The organism is Kribbella hippodromi (assembly GCF_039531045.1).
Lineage (GTDB): Bacteria > Actinomycetota > Actinomycetes > Propionibacteriales > Kribbellaceae > Kribbella > Kribbella hippodromi.
The window spans coordinates 21,709-45,228 of the sequence record NZ_BAAAPH010000034.1; the positions used below are offsets into that span (position 1 = coordinate 21,709).

Here is a 23,520-nt window from a genome sequence, read left to right on the forward strand (position 1 = left end):
CACCGTCAACGGATCAGAGCGCGAGCCCACTCCCGTACGTCCGGGTGGTGTCCGGAACCGGCGCACCGAAGCGTGCGCCGCTGATCGGCAACGCCGGCTCGGAGTCGGTCGACGCGTGGTACCGCGCCTCGCCGGTGCGGGCGCGCCGCCGGTACGCGGACGGACTCAGCCCGTACGCCGACTTGAAGCGCCGCGCGAAATACCCGGCGTCCTCCCAGCCGACCCGTGCACCGATGTGGGCGATCGGCTCATCGGTCTGTACGAGCAGCCGGGCCGCGGCCTGCTCGCGGAGCCGATTCAGGTACGCGATCGGCGGCGCACCGAGCTCCCGCTGGAACAGCCGGACCAAATGCGTACGCTCGGTGGTCGTCGCGGTCGCCAACTGCGCCAGCGTCCACGACCGCCCCAGATCGTCCTCCATCAACTGCGCCGCCCGCGACACCGCCGGATGCATCGGCGCCAGCGACCGGCGGCGATTGGCCTGCTCGGGCGACCAGGAGCGATTCAGGATGTCCAGGTAGATGAGCAGGTGGCCGACGAGCTCGATCCGCGATCGCCGGGCCGGGGTGGTGTCGCTCATGCTGTGCAGCTCGGCGACCGCCAGGCTCACGTCGTACTGACTGAGCTCGACGCGTTGCGGCAGCGGCAGGCTCGACTTGTGCACGGTCTGCATCAGCGGCAGCTCGGCGTCCAGGAACGACAGCGTGCCGTCGATCAGCTCGGGTGCGACGAAACTGTCGAACACCACGAGGTCCTCGCACTGCGCGTACCCGTGCCACTGGTTCGGCGGGACGACGATGACGCTGCCCGGCCCGATCGGGTGGTCGCCGTCGGCGGCGATGTGCAGCCCGCGCCCCCGGGTGACCAGCGCGATCTCGAAGAAGTCGTGGTCGTGCGCGGCGACATCGGCCGGCATCCGATGCCGGTCGGCCCAGACCGGCAGGCCGTCCGGGTTGAACACGGCGGCTCGTTCGTAGCGGGGCTTGCTCCGGCTGCTGGCCACTTTTGTCCTACTTTCGCTCAATCCACGCGAAGGTGCGGCGCCTCGCCGGTCAATAACATCACACCACGCACCGGCAATCACCAGCTCGAACGATCCACCAGCTCGTGCCATCCACCAGCGGGTGCCGTCCACAAACTCGAACAAGGAGCGTCTGTGACCGAAGGCGATGTCACGATCGCGGCGTACTACTTCCCGAACTTCCACGTCGATCCGCGCAACGAGCAGTGGCACGGCGAAGCCTGGACCGAATGGGAGCTGGTGAAGCGCGCCGAACCCCGGTTCGAGGGGCACTGGCAGCCGCGCGTACCGCTGGACGGTTACCTGGACGAGGCCGACCCGGAGGTGATGGCCGGCAAGATCGCGATGGCGACCGAGCACGGTGTCGGCGCGTTCCTGTTCGACTGGTACTGGTACGGCGGCCGTCCGTACCTGGAGCGCCCGCTCGAAGCCGCGTTCATGCCGGCCGCGGTCGGTCACGACCTGAAGTTCGCGCTGATGTGGGCGAATCACCACTGGAGCAATATCCATCCGTGGAAGTCCGCCACGCCCGCGACGCAGTTGGAGTCGGGCAGCGTCGACGCGGAGCAGTTCGAGGCCGCGACGGATTACATGATCGAGCGGTACTTCGGTCATCCCGCGTACTTGCGCATCGGCGATGCTCCGTACCTGTCGATCTATGAGCTGGAAACTCTGGTCGAAGGGCTCGGCGGGGTCGACGCGGCCAAGGCGGCGCTGGACGGTCTGCGCAAACGCGCCGCGCAGGCAGGGTTTCCGGAGCTCCATCTGAACGCGGTGATCCGGGAGCGTGCGGTGCTGCCCGATGACGGGGTCGCGCTCGACGGTCCGGCGTTGGTCAGCCGGCTCGGGTTTGACAGCGTCACGTCGTACGTGTGGGTGCACCATCATCCGATGCCGACGCGGCTGACACCGTACGCGGAAATGCGTGCGCAGGCGGTGGACGGTTGGAAACGGTACGCGGCCGAGTACGACCAGCCGTACTTCCCGAACGTGACTGTCGGTTGGGACTCGTCACCACGTACGGTCCAGTCCGACCGGCTGAACCCGGCTTGGGGGTACCCGCACACCAACATCATCTCGGACGCGACACCGGAGCAGTTCGGTCTGGCCCTTGAGCAGGTGCGTACTTTCGTTGAGTCGACCAACGTTCCGCTGCTGACCATCAACGCCTGGAACGAGTGGACCGAAGGCAGCTACCTGGAGCCTGACACCCGCCACCGCCATGGCCACCTCGAACAAATCCGCCGAGTCTTCGGGCCCAGACCATGAACACGGGATGGAAGCGTGCGGACTTGGTGGAGCTGGCTGATCGGGCGCTGCTTGCCCTTCGGCCGTGGGCGTCGCCCGGTCATGCTCGGTTCGACCTGCCGGGGCCGGCGGGGCAATCGGGTCCGGTGGTGGACGGGTTGGAGGCTTTTGCTCGTTCGTTTCTGGCGGTTGGGTTTCGGTTGTCGGGGGCCGAGTCCGATCCGCATGATCACGCCGGCTGGTACGCGCGTGGACTGATCGCCGGCACTGGTCAGACTGACCGAGCCGAGCGCTGGCCGTCGCTGGTGGATACACCGCAGGCGCGGGTGGAGGCTGCCGCGATCGCGATCGGTCTGCACGAGACCCGCCGGTGGATCTGGGATGCGCTGCCGTCGTCGGCCCAGGAGCGGATCGTCGACTGGCTGGCCGGTTCGGTCGGCGCGTGGTACCCGGAGAGCAACTGGCAGTGGTTCCACAACGTGACGCAGGCATTCCTGCGCTCGGTGGACGGGCCGCACGATCAGGCGAAAGTGGACGAGTACCTCGAGTATCTGGACAGTTGCTACCTGGACGAAGGCTGGTACACCGACGGCCGCGACGGGAACGTCGACTGGTACGCGGGTTTCGTCATGCAGCTGTTCTCGCTGTGGTACTGCCGGATGTCCGGCGACCAGGATCGTCAGGTTCAGTACGCCGCAAGACTCAAGGCGTACGTAGCAGGCGCGGCGGAGCTTTTCGGCGCGGATGGTGCGCCGCTGTACCAGGGCCGCTCGCTGATCTACCGGCACGCTGTCGTCGGTGCGCTGTGGGCCGGCGCGATCTTCGACGCGAACCCGCTCCCACCTGGCCGCCTCCGCCGGACGTGCTTGGGGGCGATCAAGTACTTCGTCGACCGAGACGCGTACGACGATGACCGACTGCTCAGCCAGGGATGGCACGGTCGGTTCGACCCGATGCGGCAGTCGTACTCGGGACCGGGCTCCCCGTACTGGTCAAGCCTCGGTCTGGCCGGCCTGGTCCTCCCCGAGTCCCACCCTGTCTGGACGGCCCCTGAAGAGCCCGCACCGATCGACGTCGGCGACTACACCCACGCGATCCGCCCCACCGGTTGGATCGTCTCCGGCACAGCATCAGACGGAATCGTCCGCGTGTCCAACCATCGCGCCCACACCCCTGAAGGCGAGAACCCCCTCTACAGCAGATTCGCATACTCCACAGCCACCGCCCCAGTGCCGCTGCCATCCGGCGAAGCAGACCGCGCAGTAGACAACCAAGTAGCACTGATCGACACCCACGGCCGCTGGTCCCAACGCCCGACCATCACCCTGCAAACCATCACCACCCACCGAGCCCAAAGCCGACACGTCGCGACTTTCGCCCGTCCGGGTGGTGGATTCGATGCTGGGCCAACTCTCAAATGTGTGTCGGTGGTTCGTGGAGCGGTTGAGGTTCGTGCGGTTCGGATCGAAGCCGGTGGGTCGGGTAAGGCGTTGGTGGTTTCGGGGTATGCGGTGCCGCGGAAACCCTCGGCGGGGGCGCGAGCGGACTTGGTTAGTGCAGTGGCGGGGTTGACGGGTGGTGGGTGGGGCGGGGAGTCGGTGCATTTGCTGGAGACGCCGTTTGGGGGCGAGCTGGTGGTGCCTTGGTGCCGGTTTGATGGGCCTGAGGTTGGGCGGTGGTACGTGGTCGCGGTGTGGCTTGGTGAGAGTGCGCCGGTTTGGCCGGTGTTCGACGGTGAGTTGTTGCGGGTGACTTGGGCGGACGGGTCGGTCGACCAGCTGTGAGTACAGGCGAATCCTGTCCTAGTTTCGGTCAACTCAGTCGGTGGTGTGGCCCGGCAGGCGCTCAATAACATCCCAGCATCGATCGGCGAGGAGGAGGGAAGACATGGCCATGACCGTCAAGAACAACCAGGCGAACCCGGCCGCACCCCAGTCGCCGCGACAGCACCGGCGAACGCAGCGCGGCCACGACCAGCAGGCAGGTCAGCAGGCAGATCAGCACCGAGGACGTCAGCGCGGGCAGCGGTTTCGGCGGGACAAGGTGTTGGTGGCGCTGGGGTTGCCGGGGGCGATTGCGCTGGTGCTGTTTCAGTACCTTCCGTTGCTCGGCAACATCATCGCGTTCAAGGACTACCAGCCGTACCTGGGCATCAAGGACGCGCCCTTCGTCGGCCTGCGGAACTTCTCGTTCCTCTGGGACGGCAACCCCGCCTTCCTGAACGCCCTGGCCAACACCCTGATCCTCACGCTGGTCCAGGCCGTCTTCGTCTTCCCGATCCCGCTGGCGCTCGCACTGCTCCTGAACAGCCTCGCCGGCGAACGCCTCAAGCGACTGCTCCAGTCGGTGCTGTACCTCCCGCACTTCCTCTCCTGGGTGATCGTCATCGCGATCTTCCAGCAAATGCTCGGCAACGCCGGCATGCTGAACACCTTCCTGGTCCAGAACGACCTCCCGATGATCCACATCATCGGCGTACCCGAACTGTTCAAGGCACTCCTGACCACCCAGGTGATCTGGAAGGACGCCGGCTGGGGAACGATCATCTTCCTTGCCGCGCTGTCCCAAGTCGACCAGGAGCAGTACGAAGCCTCGGCTGTCGACGGCGCCAACGCCCGCCAGCGCCTGTGGCACATCACCCTGCCCTCGCTGAAGGGGATCTTCATCCTGCTGCTGATCCTGCGGCTCGGTGACAGTCTGTCCGTCGGTTTCGAGCAGATCATCCTGCAGCAAGGCCCGGTCGGCACCGATTCGAGTGAAGTGCTCGACACCTGGGTCTACAACAACGGCATCATCGGCGGCGACTGGGGCATGTCCACGGCCGCGGGACTCGTGAAGAGCGTGGTCGGCGTACTGCTGGTGATCGGTGCGAACAAGCTGGCCCATCTGTTCGGCGAGCAGGGGGTGTACCAGAAATGAGCACGCGTCCGATCTGGATGGAACCGCCGAACCCGCTGGTTCAACTGGCAAAGTCGATCGCGCTCGGCATCGCCGTACTACTCGTCATCGTCCCGTTCTGGTCGGTGATCGCGACGTCGCTCGCGGATCAGCGGACGATCGACGCTTCCGGCGGCGGCATGGTGTTGTGGCCGGGCGGGTTGTCGATCGGCGCGTACAAGGCGATCTTGTCCGGGGGAGTGGTCACGCGAGCGCTGACCATCTCGATCGCGGTCACGGTCGTGGGCACGCTGTTCTCGCTGACGGCGACCGCCGGACTCGCGTACTGGTTGTCCAGGCGCGGTACGTTCGGCGCCCGGCCGATGGTGCTTGTCGTACTCGGTGCCGTGCTGTTCAGCCCCGGACTGATACCCAGCTATCTCGTGGTGAAGCAGCTCGGACTACTGGATTCATGGTGGTCGCTGATCTTGCCGGTGATGGTGAATGCCTTCAACGTGCTGGTGATGCGGGCGTTCTTCCAGCAATTGCCGCAGGAACTGTTCGAGTCGGCGGCAATCGACGGTGCGTCGAGTGCGACCGTGCTGGTACGGATAGTCCTGCCGCTCTCGAAAGCCGTACTGGCGGTGATGGGGCTGTTCTATGCCGTCGGGTACTGGAATGCGTTCTTCAACGCGATGCTCTATATCCAGAGCACCGACAAATGGCCGATTTCCCTGGTGTTGCGGACGTTCGTGGTGAATCAGACAACCATCGGGGGTGACCAGGTCGGCGCCGGAGCCGAGGCGATGCCGCCGCAGCTTCCGTTGCAGATGGCGATTCTGGTCGTCGCGCTGGTTCCCATCCTGGTCGTCTATCCCTTCCTGCAAAAACACTTCGCCAAGGGAGTCATGATCGGCGCCGTGAAGGGTTGAGCTGCCCTGGCGGGGTGTTCAGGAAGGAAAGAGTGGTGGACAGGTAGGGAGTCATGATCGGCGCCGTCAAAGGCTGAGGCCGGCGGTGAGGTACAGCCGGGGGTCGTTCAACAAGGAGGAAGTGATGGACAGGTCTATCGGGCGCCGGTCGTTTCTGGCCGCCGCCGGTGGCGGAACCGCGGCGCTGCTCGGCGTCGGATCGGTTGCCGGCTGCAACAGTAGTGGCGGTGGCGGACAGGCCAATTCGGCCGAGTCGAACACGAAGGTGACGCTGCCGGAGTACCTCCCGTACACCGGGATCACCCCCGACCTGGCGGCGACTGCCGCCGGGGTCGACGCGGCCTTCCGGCACTTCCCGAAAGAGCGGCCGAAGTCGGTACCGGAGAAGCCCGGGAACGGCGAGACGGTCAGCGGGATGAGCAACATCTTCTACGCTGTCCCACCCGGCCTGGACCGGAACAGCTACTGGTCCGGCCTGAACGACCGGCTCGGGATCGACCTGAAGCTGCAGATGGTCGCCGCCGCGGACTACGAGCAGAAGTTCGCCACCACGATCGCGGGCAACGACCTCCCCGACGTACTGCAGATGCGCCCGGTCGCGAACCTGCCGTCTCTGCTGGACAAGCGCTTCATGCGACTGGACGAGCACCTGGCCGGAGATGCGATCAAGAAGTACCCGAACCTCGCGAACATCCCCACCCGGACGTGGAAGTCGGCGGTCTTCAACGGCGGCATCTACGGCGTACCGATTCCGCGCGGCGCGGTGCAGCTGTACAGCTTCATCCGGCAGGATCTGTTCGAGGCGGCCGGGGTGTCGCCGGAACCGAAGAGCCTGGCCGAGTTGACCGAGACCGCGAAGGCGCTGACCGATCCGAAGTCGCGGCGCTGGGCGTTCGGCTACTGGATGCAGGTACGGGACTTTCTGCAGATGATGAACGGGTCGCCGAACGGCTGGCGCGAAGAGGGTGGACGGCTCACACACCAGTTCGAGACCCAGGAGTACAAGCAGGGGATCGCCGACCTGGCCCAGCTGTGGACGGCCGGTGTCATGCACCCGGACGCGTTCTCGGATCAGCTGCCGTTCAAGAACCTGTTCAACGCCGGCACGATCGCCATCAACGCGATCGACGGCTACCTTGCCTGGAACGCGTACATCCAGGCCGGTGCCAGTAACCCGAAGTTCAAGCTCGGGTTGATGCCTATCTACACCCGCACGGGTGGCGGGCTGGCGCCGTGGTGGCAGGGCAGCGGTGGGTACTCGATCACCGCGCTCAAGCAGCAGAGCGACCCGAAGAAGATCGAGCTGATTCTGCGCATGCTGAACTGGCTGGCCGCGCCGTTCGGCACGGAGGAGTACGTCTATCGGGTGTTCGGCAAGGAAGGCGTCGACCATACCGTCAGCGCCAGCGGCGACCCGGCGCTGACAGCGGCCGGGCAGACCAACACGGTCCTACCGATCCGCTACCTGGCTGACGCGCCGGCGGTGATCTATCAACCGGGCCGGCCGCAGGACGCGGACGTGCAGCACGCGTACCAGACCAAGGTGCTGGCGAAGGCGGCGGTCAACCCGACGGTCGGGCTGTTCTCCAACACGAACGCGACCAAGAACGCGACGATCGACAAGGCGTTCGGCAACGGCGTGAAGGAGATCGTGCAGGGCCGCAAGCCGATCGCCACGCTCGACGACCTGGTGAAGGCGTGGCGATCCGGCGGCGGTGACGCGATGCGTACGGAGTACGAGGCCCAGCTGCAGAACCGTTAGTGGAAGACGTTCAGGTCGGGGTTGCGCGTGTAGACCGGGATCACCTCGAGCGGAACCTCGCGGGTGACCAGACCGTTCGGTACCTGGGCGCCGGTCCACACGTCGTACCAGGTGCCTTCGGGGATGTACGTGGTCCAGGTGGTCGCACCTGGCTCGAGTACTGGGTTGACGAGGAGGTCGTCGCCGAGCAAGTACTGGTACGGGTGCTTCCAGATCTCCGGGTCGTCGAGGTGATCGAAGAACAACGGCCGGAGCAACGGGCGGTCGGTGCTGATCGTCCGTTTGGCCTGCTCGGTCAGGTACGGCACGAGCTGCTCGCGGAGCGTCGCGTACGCGCGGAACACCGGGATGACGCGATCATCACCTGTGGTCTCGGCGACGTGCCACGGGGTACGGTCCCGCAGCGGCCGCTGATGGTGGTTGAACTCCGAGTGGTACTGCATGATCGGCAAGAACGTCGACGCGGCGGTCGCGCGCAAGTACAGCTCGGCGTCGGGGACCGGGCCGGAGAACCCGGCCAGGTCCCAGCCCCAATACACGATGCCGCAGGACGCCGCGGTCAGACCGGCGGTGATCGACGACCGGAACGCCTCCCAGGTGGAGTCCTCGTCGCCGGCCCAGAAGACACCATGCGCCTGCGAGCCGGTGAACCCGGCCCGGGAGAACGTCACCGGCGCCTTGCCGGCCGACCGCAGCAGGTCGCCGAACGCCTTGGCGTAGTGCACCGGGAAGAGATTGTTACCATCGGCACCGCGGCGCCCGTCGGCGTACCGCAGGTCGTGGCCCCAGGCATGCTCACCGCCATCGGTCTTGAATCCGTCGACATCGAAGTCCTCGACCAGGTAGCGGCGCTTCTCGGTCCACCAGTCCCGCGTGCGCTGCACGGACAGGTCCGGCATCAGCGCCTTCGGGAACCACCAACCACGGTTGTGGTACGCGGTGCCATCCGCTTCCAGGACCGCGTGCCCGTCACGGACCATCGCCTCCGCGTCGGCGGCGACCTGTCCCGTACTGAACTCGCTCTTCTGCAACGGGATCTGCCAGAGGATCACCTTGATGTCGCGACGGTGCAGCTCGTCGATCATCGCCTTCGGAGCCGGCCACGCGCCATCCGCCGGGTAGCTGAAGTCGGCGGCCTTGTGGGCGCTCCCGTCCGGCGTGACCGCGTACTCCGCGTCCCGCCAGATCGTGATGCCCTCCTCGTCGCTCCACGCCTCGATCACCACGGCGCCGACCGGGATGTCCAGGTCGCGATGCGCGTCCATCCGGGCCATCACCAGGTCCTGCGTGTTCCATTCGTTGCCGGAGGCCCACAACCGGAACACCCAGTCGGGCAGCTCCTCCGCGCGTCCGACCTCGCTCAGGAAGGCGGTGAGTACTTCGTTCGGGCTGCCTTCATAGATGCCCAGGTCAACGATCGGTTCGTCGCCCAGGGCAACTTCTACTGTCAGGGCGTTCTGGTCCGAGCTGAACCAGGTGCGCCGCGAGGTGCGTACGTGGAAGCCCCAGCCGCCGTTGACCACATGCGCGAAGGGCATCGGCAGGTACGTACGCCCGTGCTTGCCCTGCGCCTTGTACTGCTCGAAGACGACCGCGTCGAGCTCCTGACCGCGCTGATCGAGCCGGTCGTACCGTTCGCCGAACCCGACCAGGTGGTCGTCCGGCTGCAACGGAAGCACGAACCGTGCCCGGTGCGCGCCTTCCGCCGACACCAACCATTCGACGTCACGCACCCGGCCCTCGCCGCCGCGCACCTCGCCCGCATCCGGTACCCACGACGCGGGGGAGAGGTCGAACCACTCGGTGGTCTCGCTGTCGCTGCGGAAGCGGTACCGGATCGGCTCGGTGACCGGCGGGGTGGTCACGGACCAGCCGCCGTCGGCGCCTAGCGACTTCGCCTGGGCCTCGCTCAGGTGGCCCTCACCTCCGGCCAGCGCCGCGGCGTCCGCGCCGTTGTCACGGGCGGGGGACAAGTCGAGCGTGGTGGTACCCCAGTCGCAGACGATCGAGGTGACGTCGGGCGAGGCGACGACGCCCAGGCGTACCGGCTGTCCGGCCAGCGGCAGGACGGGGACGCGCTGATCGGGCGACGTGGCGTACGGGTGCTCGATGCCGTGCGGGCGATGGGTGATCATGTCAGGCCTTGTCGGTGAGGTTCGGGTCGGTGCTGTTCGGGTCGATGCGGTTCGAGTCGGGGAGGTGCGCGGGCAGGAGGCCGAGCTCGTCGGCGAGGATCAGGTACATGCCGTGCGACCAGAGCAGCGGGGTCGCGACGGTTCCCCAGCGGGCGAGCCATTCGGCGCGGGATTCGGGGTGCAGCAGGTGGTGTGGGACCTGCTCCGGGAGGTCGCCGTCCGGGGTTGCCTGGTCGGCGATCCAGCGCAGGTGGCGCCAGGCGCCCGCGGTGTCGCCGGCCGCGGCCAGGTTCCAGCCGAGGAGGGCCGAGAGCAGGATCCACTGGCCGCCGCCGTAGAACACGTCGGCGGTGAACCGGTGGACGCCACCGTCCGCGTCGAGGTCGCGGGCGACGGCGGTCAGGGTCGCCGCGGCCGTGTCGCCGGAGACGAGGCCGAACGGTACGACGCAGGACGGGAGTGATCCGTCGACGGTCGTGGTGCCGAGCCATTTGGTCAGGTGGCCGTTCTGGGTGCCTTCCGCGGCGACGAGGGCGCGGATGCGGTCGGCGGTTTCGAGTACTGGGGCGGTGGTGTACGGCGCGATCGCGGTCAGGCCGCCGTAGATCGCGCCGAGGGTGGAGACGTGCCGGTGTTCGACGTGTTCTTCCCACCAGTCGTAGCAGGGCCGATCCCAGAAGGCGAGCAAGTAGTCGACTGCTACGTCGATGCCGTTGCGCCAGCGTTCCAGGTCGAGGTTGTGGCGGTTCGCGTGCGTGACCACCGACCACAGCCAGATCCCGTAGCCGTCGGTCTGGAAGTCCCACCACGGGTCGGAGCCGTCTTTCCCGTCGAAGGTGAACCGGGTAGGCAACATCCGCGACTCATCCGGCTGCTCACCCCGCCGCACCTGCGCGCACAGTTCATCAACCTGTACGCGCCGGCTGTCCAGCACCCGATCCACCCAGTCATGAAACCGCCCAGCCGAAACCACGTCCCCGTACCGCGAAATCCCCTCCGCGGTAAAACTCCCATCCCGCAACCAGGCATACCCCTTGTACGCCGAGAAGGTAGGCGCCGCCGGATACGCCCCACCTTCATCCTGATACCGCGTAATCACCGCATGACTACGCACAACAAGCCCCCACAACCGCCCGAGCTCCTCCCGCCCCGGCGGACCGATCACCAGCTCCTCCGCCGCCGGCTGAGCGGCCGCCTCATGCGCTGATGGGTGAGCGGTCGACGGCTCATGCGCTGAGCGGTGGGTGGGCGACGCCTCATACGCTGAGGGGTGGGTGGGCGACGCCGCCTGTACCGACGTGGGCGGCGTGGGCCCCACCCCCAACCCCGCCCCCGAGCGGAGCGAGGGGGCGGGTGCTTTTGTGTTCTTCTGCTCTTTCACTTCTTCAGGAGGCCGTTCACCTTGGTTTGGGCGTCGGCCAGTGCTTTCTCCACCGGCTTGCGGCCGGCGGCGGCTGCGGTCAGCTCCTGGGTTACGGCGTCCTGCATCTCCTGCTGGCGCTCGATCACCGGCGGCAGGACCGGCGACTCCAGGGCGGTGAAGACAGCCGCGCGGTTGGCCGGCTTCGGCTGGTCCAGGTACGACTTCAGCTTGCTCTCGTCCGCGATCGGCGGCAGCTCCCACGACGACGCCAACCGGGTCTTCGTCGTCTCATCGGACGACGACAGGTACGTGATCCACTTCTGCGCGGCGCTCGCGTTCTTGGAGGCTGCGTTCACCACCAGCCCGTTCGCGAACATCGCGGACGCCTTCTTCGTGTTCCCCGGCTCGACCACCACATCCCAGTCGAACTTCGCGTCCGCGAGCGCCGAGAACATCCAGATCCCGGTGTGCCACATCGCCAGCTTCCCGGACTTGAACAGCTTCGAGTCGAAGTCCGGCGTGCCGGCCCCGTCCGCCTCGGTCGGCATCGTCTTGCCGACCTTCCCGATCAGGAAGTTCGCCGCCTCGACCCCCTGCGGCGAGTTGAACGTCGCGGCGGTCCGGTCGGCGTTCAGGAACTCCCCACCGTTCTGCGCCAGCACCTTGTAGAACTCGTTGTACGACACCGGCTGGTAATCGCCCCAAGTCTTCGTTGCCTTGTTGGTCAGCTTGGTCGCCGCCGCCTGCTCGTCCTTCCAGGTCCAATCAGCCGTCGGCGCAGCCACCCCGGCCTGTTTGAACAGCGTCTTGTTGTAGAACAGCACGACGTTCGAGAACGATTCGGGTACGCCGTACTGCTTCCCGTCCGAGGCGAACGCGCTGTACAAGGACGGCTTGTACACCGATCCGTCCACGTCCTTCAGCTCGGCCAGCGAGCCGTTCTTCGCGTATGTCACGAAGTTCTCGTAGTTCAGCTCGAAAGCGTCGGCCGCGGTGCCACCAGCGACAGCGGTCTGCAGCTTGGTGAAGTAGTCGGCGTACGGGACCGTCTCGACCTGGACGGTGATGTCCGGGTTGGCGGTCTGGAACGCGTTCACGATCGCGGTCAGGTCCTTCTCGTGGCCGTCGTTGGACGAGAAGTTCATGTACCGCACCACTGCCTTGCCGTCCGGTGCCGCGGCCTCCTTGGTGGCGGAGCCCTGCCCACAGGCGGTCAGCGCAAGCGCGGCGGTCACACCGACGGCCGCGAACTTGAGAATGCGCATTCGGGACTTTCCTCTCACTTGATGCGGGAGCTACTTGGTGGGAGTTACTTGAGTCCGGTGTGGGCGACACCGGCGATGATGTGGCGCTGTGCGAGCAGGTAGACGACAGCGATCGGGACGATGGAGACGACGGAGCCCGCCATCACGACGTCCCATTGGGTGGTGAACTGACCCTGCAGCGTGGACAGGCCGAGCGGCAGCGTCATGAACTCCGGCGACCGGATCACCACCAGCGGCCAGAGGAAGCTGTTCCAGCTGCCCATGAACGCGAACACGGCGACGGTCGCGAGTGCCGGCCGGATCAGCGGGAGCGCGATCGTGGTGAAGATCCGCAGGTGACCGGCGCCGTCGATGGTGGCCGCCTCGTCCAGCTCGGTCGGTACGGCGGTGACCGCCTGCCGGAGCAGGAACACCCCGAACGCGGAGGCGATCGTCGGTGCGAGCAGCGCGAAGTACGTGTCCTGCAGGTTCAGCGTCTTCATCTCGATGAACAGCGGTACGACGAGCACCTGCAGCGGCACCATCAGCGTCGCCAGGTAGCACCCGAACACCACGTTCTTCAGCGGGAAGTGCAGCCGCGCGAACCCGTACGCGGCCATCGATCCGGTGATCAGCTGCAGCACCGTGGACGCGACCGCGATCAGCAGCGAGTTGATCAGGATGCGCCAGATCGGCATCGCGTCCAGCAACGTCCGGTACGCGTCCAGCGTCGGATTGTGCACGATCAGCTTCGGCCCGTCGGCCAGTGTTCCTTCCGGCGTGATCGAGGTGATCACCGTCCACAGGAACGGGAAGAGCATCACCGCCGCGCCGACCAGGACCGCCGCGTACAGCCAGAATTTACGCATAGTGCACCCACTTCCGCTGGCCGCGGATCTGGAACACCGTGATCACCAGGATCACCGCGAACAGGATCCAGGACAGTGCGGACGCTTCACCGGCGCGTCCGTACCGGAAGGTCAGGTCGTAGATCTGCCCGACGACCACCTGGCTGGAACCCGATGGTCCGCCGGCGGTCATCACGTACACCTGGTCGAACACCTGGAAGCCGTTGATCAGCGAGATCACCACTACGAAGAACGTCGACGGCGACAGCAGCGGCAGCGTGATCCGCGAGAACCGTTGCCAGCCGTTCGCTCCGTCCACCAGCGCGGCCTCGCGGACGTCGGACGGGATCGCCTGCAAGCCGGCCAGCAGGATCACCATCACGAACCCGAGGTCCTTCCAGGCCGACGACAGGATGACGGCCGGGAGCGCCCAGTGCGGATCGGTCCACCAACCGGGCTGCCCAAGACCGAGCGCGCCGAGGATCTGGTTGACCAGGCCGTTCGCGGGGTTGAGCAGCCACTTCCAGACGAGTGCGACGACGACCCAGCTGGTGACGACCGGCAGGAAGTACGTCGCCCGGAGGAAGGCACGGCCTTTGAGCCGCTGGTTGAGTACGAGCGCCAGGCCGAGCCCGCCCGCGTACACCAAAGGGAGGTAGCCGGCGACGTAGATGAGGGTGTGCAGGAAGACGCGGCGCGTCATCGGGTCAGTCAGCAGGTTGGTGTAGTTGTCCAGCCCGACCCACTGCATCGGCGAGATCAGGTTCCACTTGTGCAGGCTCACCCAGAGGCTGGACACCATCGGGATCAGCGTGAACACGGTCAGCGGGATCGCGCTCGGCAGCAGGAAGAACAGCACCCAGCCGAGCTTCTTCCAGCCCTGCGCGCGTCGCCCCGGTCGCGCATCCTGCTTCGCGCCCAGCCGGGCGGACGGCCGGGTCAGCGTCGGCGTACTCATGAGGCCCCCAGCCGGGCGCGTACCAGCCGGCCTTGCTCGCCGCCGTTGCCGGCGGAGTCGAACGGCGAGGCCAGTACGAGCGACGCCGCGCCCCGCGCCCACTGATCTTCGGTCCAGGGCTCGACCGCCACGGGCACGCCTTTGCGGGCCGGGAGCAACGATCGGCGGAAGGACGGTTCGAAGCCGGTCTGCCAGAACTCCCAGGCGTCCACGCCTTCACCGAGGAGCACGACCACCTCCGGGTCGACGGTGTGGATCACGCCGGCCAGCGCGCGGCCGAGTCGTTCGCCCGCGTCCGCGTACACGGCTTGGGCTTGTTCGTTACCGGTGGTTGCTGCGTGCAACAGGTCGGCGAGGGTGCCGCGCCGGGTGAGTACGCCGCGGTCGTGGGCGGTGCGGAGCAGGGCGTCGGCGCCGATGTACGCCTCCAGGCATCCGGTCGACCCGCAGGTGCAGCGCGGGAGCTCGGCGCCGGTGTCCCAGACGGGAAGGTGGCCGATCTCGCCGGCGCCGCCGTTCGCGCCGCGGTAGATGGTTCCGTCGACGACCATGCCGCAGCCGATGCCGCGGCCGATCGTGACGACCAGGTAGGACGAGTGCTCGCGGCCGATCCCGTACAACCGTTCGGCCGCGGCGAGGGTGTTCACGTCGTTGTCGACCAGCACCGGCGTACCGACGGTGTCGGTCAGCTTGGACCGGTTGACGCGCTGTGCGACGGCCTGCCGGAGGATCGGGCCGACCTGGGCGGCGCGCCAGCCGAGGGTCGGTGCATCGACGATCCCGGAGGCCTGGGTGTCGACGGAGCCCGGTACGCCGACGCCGACGCCGAGGAGCTCGCCGTCGAGGACCGCTATCTCGGTGGTGAGGATCTCGCCGAGCCGGTCCAGCGCATTCGTCGCGCCCGGGTCGAAGTCGTGCGAGCTGCTGGATCGGACGCTGCCGTCCAGCTCGACCGTCACCACGGCGACGTGGTCGGCGGTGACTTTCGCGCCGAGCGCGACGCCGGTGCGGCCGGCCAGACCGAGCAGCCGGGCCGGGCGGCCGCCGCTGGACGGGACCGACTCGAGCTCCTCGACGATGCCGCGGGCGATCAGGTCCTTGGTCACCTGCGTGACGGTGGCGGGACTGAGCCCGAGGTCGCGGGCAATCGCGGTCCGCGACGTCGGCCCCCGCGTACCGAGCAGGGCGACAACCCCCGCCGGCACCAACTCACCCCTGGGACTCTGACCACTCACCCGACTGCCTCCGGACTTCCTTCGCCGACGACCCACCAGCTGTCTTTGACTTGCTTCGCCGGCAACCCACCAGCTGCCGCGACTTCCTTCATGACTAAATTTAGTCAAAAAATAAGCAGGTGGGCGAGGGGTTGTCAAGACCCACGGCGACCACCCGTCAGTTGCCACCCGCCCGGCCCGGACGTCGTGCTCCTTGTCGCAGTCCTCCCCAAACCGGTTTGGGGAGGAGCGGGGCGTAGATCGGGGAGTGCTGCTGTCTGATTCGGGTAGTGGGGCGCCCCAAACCGGTTTGGGGGCTCTGCGAGCGGGCGGTGGTGTGGGTGGGCGGTGGCATGGGGGTGGTGGCTGGGTGACGTGGGTGGTGTGGGTGAGGTCTTGACCGGTGAGGTTTGGCGGCGATACCGTCCCGGCACTTACTTCGGTGACCTTAGGAAGTGGCCGCATGCAGCCGGTCCGGGTGGGCAGCAAGGAACTGATCCGGGAGATCAACTCCTCGCTGCTGCTTGCCGAGCTGCGGGCCGGTCTGTTGTCGCGCACCGAGCTGGCCAAACGCACCGGCCTGAGTCTGCCGACCGTCTCCGAAATCGTCGCCGAGCTGCTGCAGCGCGGGGTCGTCGAGGAGCGTGAGACCGCGCTGTCCGGCGGCGGACGCAAGCCGGTCCTGCTCGCGTTGAAGGCCGATGCCGGTTTCGTCATCGGCATCAAAGTCACCGAGACCCGCGTGATCGGCGTCCGCACGGACCTGAACGCCGGCATCGTCGCCCGGGCGACCGCGGCGGTCCCATCCGATGACGTCCCGACCGTAGTCCGCGCCATCACCAAACTCGTCCGCGCCCTCCGCCCGAAGCCCGCCCCGGCGGGGTCAGCCAGGGCGCAGGCGTCCGGGCCTTTGTACGGGGTTGGGGTCGGTTTGGCTGGTGTGGTTGATCGGGCCAGTGGGGTGGTTCGGCATGCGACGTACGCGGATTGGCGGGATGTTGATCTCGCCGGGCTGCTGGAGGGCAAGCTCGGCGTACCGGTGGTGGTCGACAACGACGTCAACACCCTGGTGGCGAACGAGCAGTGGTTCGGCGCCGGCCGCGGCGTGTCCGACATGGCCGTGGTCAGCATCGGCCGCGGTATCGGGCTCGGCATGGTCCTGGACGGCCGGCTCTATCGCGGTGCCGGCGGGGGTGCCGGCGAGTTCGGGCACCTGAAAGTTGCCGATGGCCCCGATTGTGCGTGTGGCGGGCGCGGTTGTCTGGAGGCGGTGATCGGCGGGCCGGCGATTCTGGCGCGGACCGGTCAGCGCACGCTGGACGACGCCGCCGCGTTGGCGCGGTCCGGTGATGCCGGCGCGCGAGCCGTGTTCGACGAAGTCGGCCGGATCCTGGGGACGGCCGTCGGAAACCTGGTCAACCTCCTGAACCCGAAGCTGATCGTCCTCGCCGGGGAGGGGACGCGGGCCGCCGAACTGATCCGGCCCGGCTTCGACGCAACGTTGCGCAGTTCCGTCTTCGACGGTCTTCAGCGAGACCTGGAGATCGTCGTGGACGAGTGGGACGACGAGGCCTGGGCGCGCGGCGCCGCGGGCCTGTTCCTGGGCGAGCTCTTCCAGCCGAACCTGCGACCGGACGAGGCCGGCCGCCCTTCCCTGACCGCACGCTCCGCCAGCTGAAACCCGACCCCGGCCCCGTCCGGCCGGACACAGAAGTGAGGCAGTCGATGCGTCATGCCGTCATGTCCAGAAACAGGTGGGTCGCCGCGCTCCTGGTGCTCGCGGCCGTCCTGTTCCAGTTCGCCCCGGCGCCGGCCTGGGCGGGCACCCTCACCGGGGTGTTCCACGCGCCGTACGGCGCCGACGAGCTCTACAACACGCAACCGACCGAACGCGCGCCGCGGGACCCGATGGCCGGCCAGGCCGTCGAGCTCAAGGCGACCACCTGGCCGATCTCGAGCGGTCAGACCCTGTGGGTCACCTGGACCAAGAACGGCGTGAACCAGACGCCGATCGGGGCCGCGTTCGACTACAACAGCGGCAACAACACGTACTGGAAACTCAATCTGGGCACATTCGCCCGCGGCGACCAGATCACGTACACCGTCAACGCGGATGTGGACGGTGCCAACCAGAAGTCGACCGGCCCGTTCTCGTTCTCGGTGACGTCGTTCAGCGGTGCCGGCAACGTGACCGGGTTCGTGAACAACGGCTCCAGCGTGGACGTGACCACCACGGACACGGCCGGGAGCTTCACGCCGAAGATCCGGTTCGCGTTCCCGGCGCTGGATCGGTTCCATGTGCAGGTCGCGCCGAAGGGCAGTGGGCTGAACATCACCGGCAGCACGTCGTACACGGTGACCGACAGCGCGTCGACGCTGACGCTCGCGACCACGAAGGTCGTGGTGAAGATCCAGAAGTCGCCGTACCGGGTCGCCGTCTACAAGGGGGACGGGACGACGCTGATCGCGCGGCAGTACGATCCGGCGACCTTCCGGAACACGGGCTGGGCGAGTGATGGCGGTTCGAGTGTCACCAAGATCGAGGATCACTGGCTGAGTCCGGCGGGGGAGCGGTTCGAGGGGCTCGGTGAGCGGTACGACGCTCTCGATCAGCGCGGTAAGGACGTCCACAACTACGTGTACAACCAGTACCAGGATCAAGGGCCGACACATCGTACGTACCTGAGCGTGCCGTTCTACACGAACTCGGCCGGCTACGGCATCTACGTACCAAGTACCCGCTACTCGATCTTCAACCTGTGCACGTACCTCAGCGACATGGCCGGCTTCACCGTCGACACCGGCGGTGCGGCGGCGTCGACGGCTGACTACTACTTCTTCACGGGCACCCGCGCCGAGATCATCGACCAGTACACGGCGACCACCGCGCGGCCGGAGCTGCCGCCGAAGTGGGCGTTCGGTCTGTGGGGTTCGGCCAACGAATGGAACACCCAGGCCGAGGTGACCGCCGAGCTGGCGAACATGACCTCGAACAGCATCCCGCACACCGCGATGGTGCTGGAGCAATGGAGTGATGAGGCAACGTTCTACTTGTGGCACGGGGCAACGTACACGCCGAAACCGGGCAGTCAGGCGCTCACGTACTCCGATCTGTCCTTCCCGGCCGGTGGCGAATGGACCGACCCGAAGGCGATGGTCACGGCCGCGCACAACCAGGGCGTGAAGATGGTGCTCTGGCAGATCCCGGTGCTGAAACAGGACTTCGATACGAACCCATCCACTCCACCGCAACAGCACATCAACGACCGAGACTATGCCGTTGCCCAGGGCTACGTACTTGGCGATGGTGCCGGCGGCCCGTACCGGATTCCGGCGGGGCAGTGGTTCGGCAACAGTACGGTGCCGGACTTCACCAGCACCGCCGCGTCGAACTGGTGGATGAGCAAGCGGGCGTACCTCTTCGACGACATCGGCATCGACGGATTGAAGACCGATGGCAGTGAGGCGGTGTTCGGGCGGAACGTGACGAGCGCGAGCGGCAAGAAGGGCGACGAGCTGCACAACCAGTACCCGAACGAGTACACCCGGGCGTACAACGATCTGGTCCAGACGAAGAAGGGCAGTCAGGGCACGCTGTTCAGCCGGGGTGGTACGTCGGGCGCGCAGGCGAACTCGATCTTCTGGGCCGGTGACCAGGCCTCCACGTTCGACGCGTTCCAGCAGGCCGTCCGCGCTGGTCAGAGCGCCGGACAGTCGGGTGTGCCGTTCTGGTCGTGGGACCTGGCCGGCTTCACCGGTACGTTCCCGAGCAGCGAGCTGTACTTGCGGTCGGCGGCGCAGGCGACGTTCGCGCCGATCATGCAGTACCACTCGGAGAAGTCGAACCCGAGCCCGTCCGAGGCGCGTACGCCGTGGAACGTGCAGGCGCGGACCGGTGACACCAGTGTGCTGCCGACGTTCCGCAAGTTCGCCAACACCCGGATGAACCTCGTTCCGTACCTCTACACCGAGGCGAAGAACGCGTCGACGACCGGGCTGCCGATGATGCAGTCGATGAGTGTCGCGTACCCGAACGACACCACCGCGGCGGCGCAGGACCAGCAGTACATGTTCGGCCGGCAGTTGCTGGTGGCACCGATCACGACGCAGGGTGCGACCAGCAAGAACGTCTACCTGCCGGCGGGTGAGTGGTACGACTTCTGGAACGGCGGCCGTGCGCAGGGCGCCGGCACGAAGGTGTACAACGCGGGTACGAGCACGATTCCGGTGTACGCGAAGGCGGGCGCGATTGTCCCGCTGAACCTGAACGCGAACTACGAGCTCGGCGGGAACATCGGCAACAGCGTCGACACGTACACGAACCTTGCCTTCCGCATCTACCCGTCCGGAACGACGAGCTACGGGTACTTCGAGGACTCGGCGAACCAGACCCGGACCGTCACCTCGACGGAGAACTTCGCCGGGCACCAGGTCACGGTCAGCGTCCCGCCGTTGAGCACCAAGAGCACGCTGCAGGTGGCCTCGTCGAAGCCGTCGAGCGTGACGAAGGACGGCGTCACGATGACCGCGCACGCCACCCTGGCCGCGCTGCAGTCGGCGACCGAGGGCTGGTACTGGGATCCGGTTCAGCAGCTCACGCTGGTCAAGACCACGTCGGGTACGACGGCGCGGTCGGTCGTCCTGAACGGGGTCGACAAGGCGGCGTACGAGGCCGAGTTCGGGACCAACACCGGTACGACAACCAACACCGACCACCCGGGCTACACCGGGACGGGTTTCGTCGACGGTTTCGAAACCGCCGGTGACGCGGTCTCGGTCGACACGCAGGCCGACGTGACCGGTTCGCATGTCCTGAAGTTCCGGTACGCAAACGGTGCCGCGACCGCCGCGACCCGGACGATTCAGGTCGACGGGGTCACGGTCGGGACGCTCAACCTGCCAAGCACCGGCAACTGGGATACCTGGGGGACTGCGACGCTGACGACCAATCTGAATGCCGGTAAACGGGTGATCAAGGCGCTGTATGCGTCCGGTGGAATCAATCTCGACAACGTGACGGTGGCGCGACCATGAAACGAATAGCTGCTTTCATCCTGCTGATTCCACTCCTGGTCGTCCTCCCGACCCAAACCGCACAGGCGGTCGTTCAGCGGGTGCAGTTCTTGGCCGGAGGCAACTACCTGGTGGTGGAGTTCCTCGACGATGATCTCGTCCATTTCGAAATGGGCACCGGAAGCGGGCCCGGTACCGGATCGCCGTTGTTCACCACCACCCAGATCGCGAAAACCAACTATTCCGGTCCGACGAGTTTGACCCAGTCGGGTGGCGTACTGACCACGCCGGGTCTCAAGGTCGATGTCAACACGACGACGTTGTGCGCGACGGTGTACGACACCACCCGTACGCCGCAGTTATTGCTCAACACGACGTGTCCGCGCAACCTGAGTCAGGCCTGGAAAGGGCTCAGCTTCACCAAGTCCTCGATGCAGAACGCGTACGGGCTGGGGGAGCAGTTCTTCATGGGCGGAAGCGCCGACGGCGACTGGGTCGGCCGCCAGCGTACGCCGGGTGGGAACTACGGCAACGCGATGGTGTACGACACCGACAACGGACCGGTCGGCAATGCGCAGATCCCGGTGTTGTTCGCGGTCGGTGCGAACAATGCGAACTACGGAATGTTCGTCGACCAGGTCTACAAGCAGCAATGGGATTTGACCGGTGATCCGTGGACAATGGACACCTGGGGCGATCAGCTCCGCTGGTACGTGATGTCCGGGCCGGACCTGCCGGACTTGCGCAAGGATTATCTGGAGCTGACCGGCCGGCCGCCGGTACCGCCGAAGAAGGCCTTCGGCCTGTGGATGTCGGAATACGGCTACGACAACTGGAACGAAATCGACACCACGCTGGCGAGTTTGCGGTCGAACAAGTTCCCGACCGACGGCGTGATGCTGGACGTGAACTGGTTCGGTGGCGTCACCGCCGGATCGGACAACACCCGGATGGGTACGCTCGAATGGGATCCGGTCAACTTCCCGAATCCGGCGACCAAGTTGGCGGCTCTCAAGAACACCAATGGTGTCGGCGTGATGACGATCGAGGAGTCGTACATCGGGAAGAACCTGCCCGAGCATTCGTCGATGGCCTCGGCCGGGTATCTGATCCGCGCCGGATGTTCCAGTTGCAGTCCGGCGTACCTGACCGGGAACGACTGGTGGGGTCGCGGCGGCATGATCGACTGGACGCAGCCGGCCGCGAGTACATACTGGCACAACACGCAGCGGCAGCCGCTGGTCGACGCCGGGGTGGTGGGGCATTGGCTCGACCTCGGTGAGCCGGAGATGTACGACAGCAACGACTGGACGGCCGGTCTGCTGGCCGGGAAGCATGCGCACGCCGACTACCACAACCTGTACAACCTGGAGTGGGCGCGCGGGATTTCGAAGGGGTACGCGGACAACGCGGTGCAGCAGCGGCCGTTCATGCTGGCCCGATCGGGTGCCGGCGGGACGCAGCGTACGGGCGCGGCGATGTGGTCCGGTGACATCGGCTCGAAGCTGACCGCGCTGGCGTCGCAGCAGAACGTACAAATGCAGATGTCGATGTCGGGGATCGACTACTTCGGGTCGGACATCGGCGGCTTCCGCCGGGAGATGCTCAACAGCGACCTGAACGAGCTGTACACGCAATGGTTCGCGAACTCGTCCTGGTTCGACGTCCCGATCCGGCCGCACACCGAGAACCTCTGCAACTGCGCCAAGACCGCGCCGGATTCGATCGGCGATGTCCCCAGCAACCTGGCGAACCTGCGGCAGCGGTACGAGCTCACGCCGTACTACTACTCGCTGGCGCACAAGGCGTACACGACCGGCGATCCGCTGACGCCGCCGCTGGTGTACCAGTACCAGAACGACCCGAACGTCCGCGAGATGGGCCACGAGAAGCTGATCGGCAAGGACCTGCTGGTGGGAGTAGTTGCCGGCGCCAACCAACGGCAGCGGGACGTGTACCTGCCGGCCGGGACGTGGTTCGACTACTACAACAACACCAAGACCGTCAGCACCGGGCAGAACCTGACCAACGTACCGCTCTGGCGGAACGGGAAGTTCCAGCTCCCGGCGTACGCCCGGGCCGGGGCGATCATCCCGAAGATGTACGTCGATGACCAGACGATGAACGTGGCCGGAAAGCGCGCTGATGGGAGTACACGGAACGAGCTGGTCGCGCGGGTCTTTGGTGACGCAACCGCCTCGTCCTTCACGCTGGCCGAGGACGACGGCAGCACGGTCGGGTATCAGACCGGTAGCAAGCGGACGACCGAGCTGACCCAGCAGGTGTCCGGCAGCACGGCGACGGTCGGCATCGCGGCGGCCTCCGGTACGTACACCGGCGCTCCTTCGTCGCGATCCAACGTCGTGGAGCTGGTCGCGGACACGCAGGCGTCAGCGGTGTCGTTGAACGGGACGGCACTGACGCAGTACGCGAACAAGGCAGCCTTCGACGCGGCGACCAGCGGCTGGTACAACGCCGGCGGCAACCTCATCGTCGCGAAGTCGGCGTCGCTGGCAGTCAGTACAGCCAAGACCTTCACGTTCACCCTCGGCCAGGCCGTCGTCTCGAAAACCTTCAGCTGCGCGAACGGCACAACCACCGCGGGTCAGTCCGTGTACGCGGTCGGCAGCGCTCCACAACTCGGAGCATGGTCGGTGGCAAGCGCGGTGAAGCTCGCACCCACGTCGTACCCAACCTGGACCGGCACCATCACCAACCTCCCACCGAACACCACCATCGAGTGGAAGTGCATCAAACGCCAGGAACCCAACTACCCCGCCACCGCCGACCAATGGGGCCCAGACCCGAACATCTCCTTCGTGACCCCAGCGACCGGCAACGGCGGAACAACAAGCGGAGGTTTCTGAGCTAGCGACCGCAGCGACGCCCACCCCAATCCAACGGG

Annotated in this window: 15 protein-coding genes; 8 read left to right on the forward strand and 7 right to left on the reverse strand. The window is 66.5% G+C overall.

All coding sequences use genetic code 11. The features are described from left to right. Window positions 1-13: 13 nt before the first annotated feature. Complete coding sequence (locus tag ABD260_RS35035) at window positions 14-1,003, reverse strand: AraC family transcriptional regulator (protein WP_344240835.1); 990 nt, start codon at window positions 1,001-1,003, stop codon at window positions 14-16. Between the two features lie 153 nt (window positions 1,004-1,156). Here ABD260_RS35035 and ABD260_RS35040 point away from each other — a divergent pair, with 153 nt between their 5' ends. The 5 genes from ABD260_RS35040 (at window position 1,157) to ABD260_RS35060 (ending at window position 7,840) form a co-directional block, all read left to right on the forward strand. Continuing rightward, complete coding sequence (locus ABD260_RS35040) at window positions 1,157-2,290, forward strand: glycosyltransferase WbsX family protein (RefSeq protein ID WP_344240837.1); 1,134 nt, start codon at window positions 1,157-1,159, stop codon at window positions 2,288-2,290. After that, on the forward strand, window positions 2,287-4,053 hold the full coding sequence (locus ABD260_RS35045) for a DUF2264 domain-containing protein (RefSeq protein ID WP_344240839.1): 1,767 nt from the start codon (window positions 2,287-2,289) through the stop codon (window positions 4,051-4,053). Before ABD260_RS35040 ends, ABD260_RS35045 begins: the two co-directional genes overlap by 4 nt. 103 nt (window positions 4,054-4,156) lie before the next feature. After that, complete coding sequence (locus ABD260_RS35050) at window positions 4,157-5,188, forward strand: ABC transporter permease (protein ID WP_344240841.1); 1,032 nt, start codon at window positions 4,157-4,159, stop codon at window positions 5,186-5,188. After that, window positions 5,185-6,078: a carbohydrate ABC transporter permease gene (locus tag ABD260_RS35055; RefSeq protein ID WP_344240843.1), complete on the forward strand. Its 894-nt coding sequence runs from the start codon at window positions 5,185-5,187 to the stop codon at window positions 6,076-6,078. The genes ABD260_RS35050 and ABD260_RS35055 overlap by 4 nt, the downstream gene beginning before the upstream one ends. Window positions 6,079-6,202: 124 nt before the next feature. After that, window positions 6,203-7,840, forward strand: a complete 1,638-nt coding sequence (locus ABD260_RS35060; protein ID WP_344240845.1) for a type 2 periplasmic-binding domain-containing protein — start codon at window positions 6,203-6,205, stop codon at window positions 7,838-7,840. On the opposite strand, the gene ABD260_RS35065 is transcribed toward ABD260_RS35060, so the two are convergent. From ABD260_RS35065 to ABD260_RS35090, 6 genes are all read right to left on the reverse strand, one after another. Beyond that, a complete protein-coding gene (locus tag ABD260_RS35065) occupies window positions 7,837-9,975 on the reverse strand; it encodes a glycoside hydrolase family 31 protein (RefSeq protein ID WP_344240847.1) in 2,139 nt (712 codons plus the stop codon). The two genes, ABD260_RS35060 and ABD260_RS35065, sit on opposite strands and share 4 nt — an antisense overlap. A 1-nt stretch (window position 9,976) precedes the next feature. Continuing rightward, entirely contained in the window at window positions 9,977-11,140 is a 1,164-nt protein-coding gene (locus ABD260_RS35070) for a glycoside hydrolase family 15 protein (RefSeq protein WP_344240849.1), read from the reverse strand. Between the two features lie 212 nt (window positions 11,141-11,352). Further along, window positions 11,353-12,603 carry an ABC transporter substrate-binding protein gene (locus ABD260_RS35075; protein WP_344240850.1) on the reverse strand — a complete coding sequence of 417 codons (1,251 nt, stop codon included), beginning with the start codon at window positions 12,601-12,603 and terminating at the stop codon, window positions 11,353-11,355. A gap of 44 nt (window positions 12,604-12,647) precedes the next feature. Next, entirely contained in the window at window positions 12,648-13,451 is an 804-nt protein-coding gene (locus tag ABD260_RS35080; protein WP_344240851.1) for a carbohydrate ABC transporter permease, read from the reverse strand. Beyond that, window positions 13,444-14,388 (reverse strand): carbohydrate ABC transporter permease, encoded by a 945-nt coding sequence (locus tag ABD260_RS35085; protein ID WP_344240853.1) that lies wholly within the window; start codon window positions 14,386-14,388, stop codon window positions 13,444-13,446. The genes ABD260_RS35080 and ABD260_RS35085 overlap by 8 nt, the downstream gene beginning before the upstream one ends. Beyond that, entirely contained in the window at window positions 14,385-15,593 is a 1,209-nt protein-coding gene (locus ABD260_RS35090; protein ID WP_344240855.1) for an ROK family protein, read from the reverse strand. The genes ABD260_RS35085 and ABD260_RS35090 overlap by 4 nt, the downstream gene beginning before the upstream one ends. Before the next feature lie 472 nt (window positions 15,594-16,065). On the opposite strand from ABD260_RS35090, the gene ABD260_RS35095 reads away from it, so the two are divergent. The 3 genes from ABD260_RS35095 to ABD260_RS35105 all read left to right on the forward strand — a co-directional run bounded on the left by ABD260_RS35095 (window position 16,066) and on the right by ABD260_RS35105 (window position 23,482). Beyond that, the gene (locus tag ABD260_RS35095) at window positions 16,066-17,280 is read left to right on the forward strand and encodes an ROK family protein (RefSeq protein ID WP_344240857.1); all 1,215 of its coding nucleotides are present in this window, start codon (window positions 16,066-16,068) and stop codon (window positions 17,278-17,280) included. A 62-nt stretch (window positions 17,281-17,342) separates the two neighbouring features. Next, complete coding sequence (locus ABD260_RS35100) at window positions 17,343-20,636, forward strand: TIM-barrel domain-containing protein (protein ID WP_344240859.1); 3,294 nt, start codon at window positions 17,343-17,345, stop codon at window positions 20,634-20,636. Continuing rightward, window positions 20,633-23,482 carry a TIM-barrel domain-containing protein gene (locus ABD260_RS35105; protein WP_344240861.1) on the forward strand — a complete coding sequence of 950 codons (2,850 nt, stop codon included), beginning with the start codon at window positions 20,633-20,635 and terminating at the stop codon, window positions 23,480-23,482. Before ABD260_RS35100 ends, ABD260_RS35105 begins: the two co-directional genes overlap by 4 nt. The last annotated feature ends 38 nt before the right edge of the window (window positions 23,483-23,520 follow it).

Excerpts from the sequence above, each read along its gene's own strand:
- ABD260_RS35095 (WP_344240857.1), top strand. The coding sequence starts at position 16,066 with ATGCAGCCGGTCCGGGTGGGCAGCAAGGAACTGATCCGGGAGATCAAC.
- ABD260_RS35105 (WP_344240861.1), top strand. The coding sequence starts at position 20,633 with ATGAAACGAATAGCTGCTTTCATCCTGCTGATTCCACTCCTGGTCGTC.
- ABD260_RS35080 (WP_344240851.1), bottom strand. The coding sequence starts at position 13,451 with ATGCGTAAATTCTGGCTGTACGCGGCGGTCCTGGTCGGCGCGGCGGTG.
- ABD260_RS35065 (WP_344240847.1), bottom strand. The coding sequence starts at position 9,975 with ATGATCACCCATCGCCCGCACGGCATCGAGCACCCGTACGCCACGTCG.
- ABD260_RS35085 (WP_344240853.1), bottom strand. The coding sequence starts at position 14,388 with ATGAGTACGCCGACGCTGACCCGGCCGTCCGCCCGGCTGGGCGCGAAG.
- ABD260_RS35100 (WP_344240859.1), top strand. The coding sequence starts at position 17,343 with ATGTCCAGAAACAGGTGGGTCGCCGCGCTCCTGGTGCTCGCGGCCGTC.
- ABD260_RS35045 (WP_344240839.1), top strand. The coding sequence starts at position 2,287 with ATGAACACGGGATGGAAGCGTGCGGACTTGGTGGAGCTGGCTGATCGG.
- ABD260_RS35075 (WP_344240850.1), bottom strand. The coding sequence starts at position 12,603 with ATGCGCATTCTCAAGTTCGCGGCCGTCGGTGTGACCGCCGCGCTTGCG.
- ABD260_RS35055 (WP_344240843.1), top strand. The coding sequence starts at position 5,185 with ATGAGCACGCGTCCGATCTGGATGGAACCGCCGAACCCGCTGGTTCAA.
- ABD260_RS35060 (WP_344240845.1), top strand. The coding sequence starts at position 6,203 with ATGGACAGGTCTATCGGGCGCCGGTCGTTTCTGGCCGCCGCCGGTGGC.
- ABD260_RS35050 (WP_344240841.1), top strand. The coding sequence starts at position 4,157 with ATGGCCATGACCGTCAAGAACAACCAGGCGAACCCGGCCGCACCCCAG.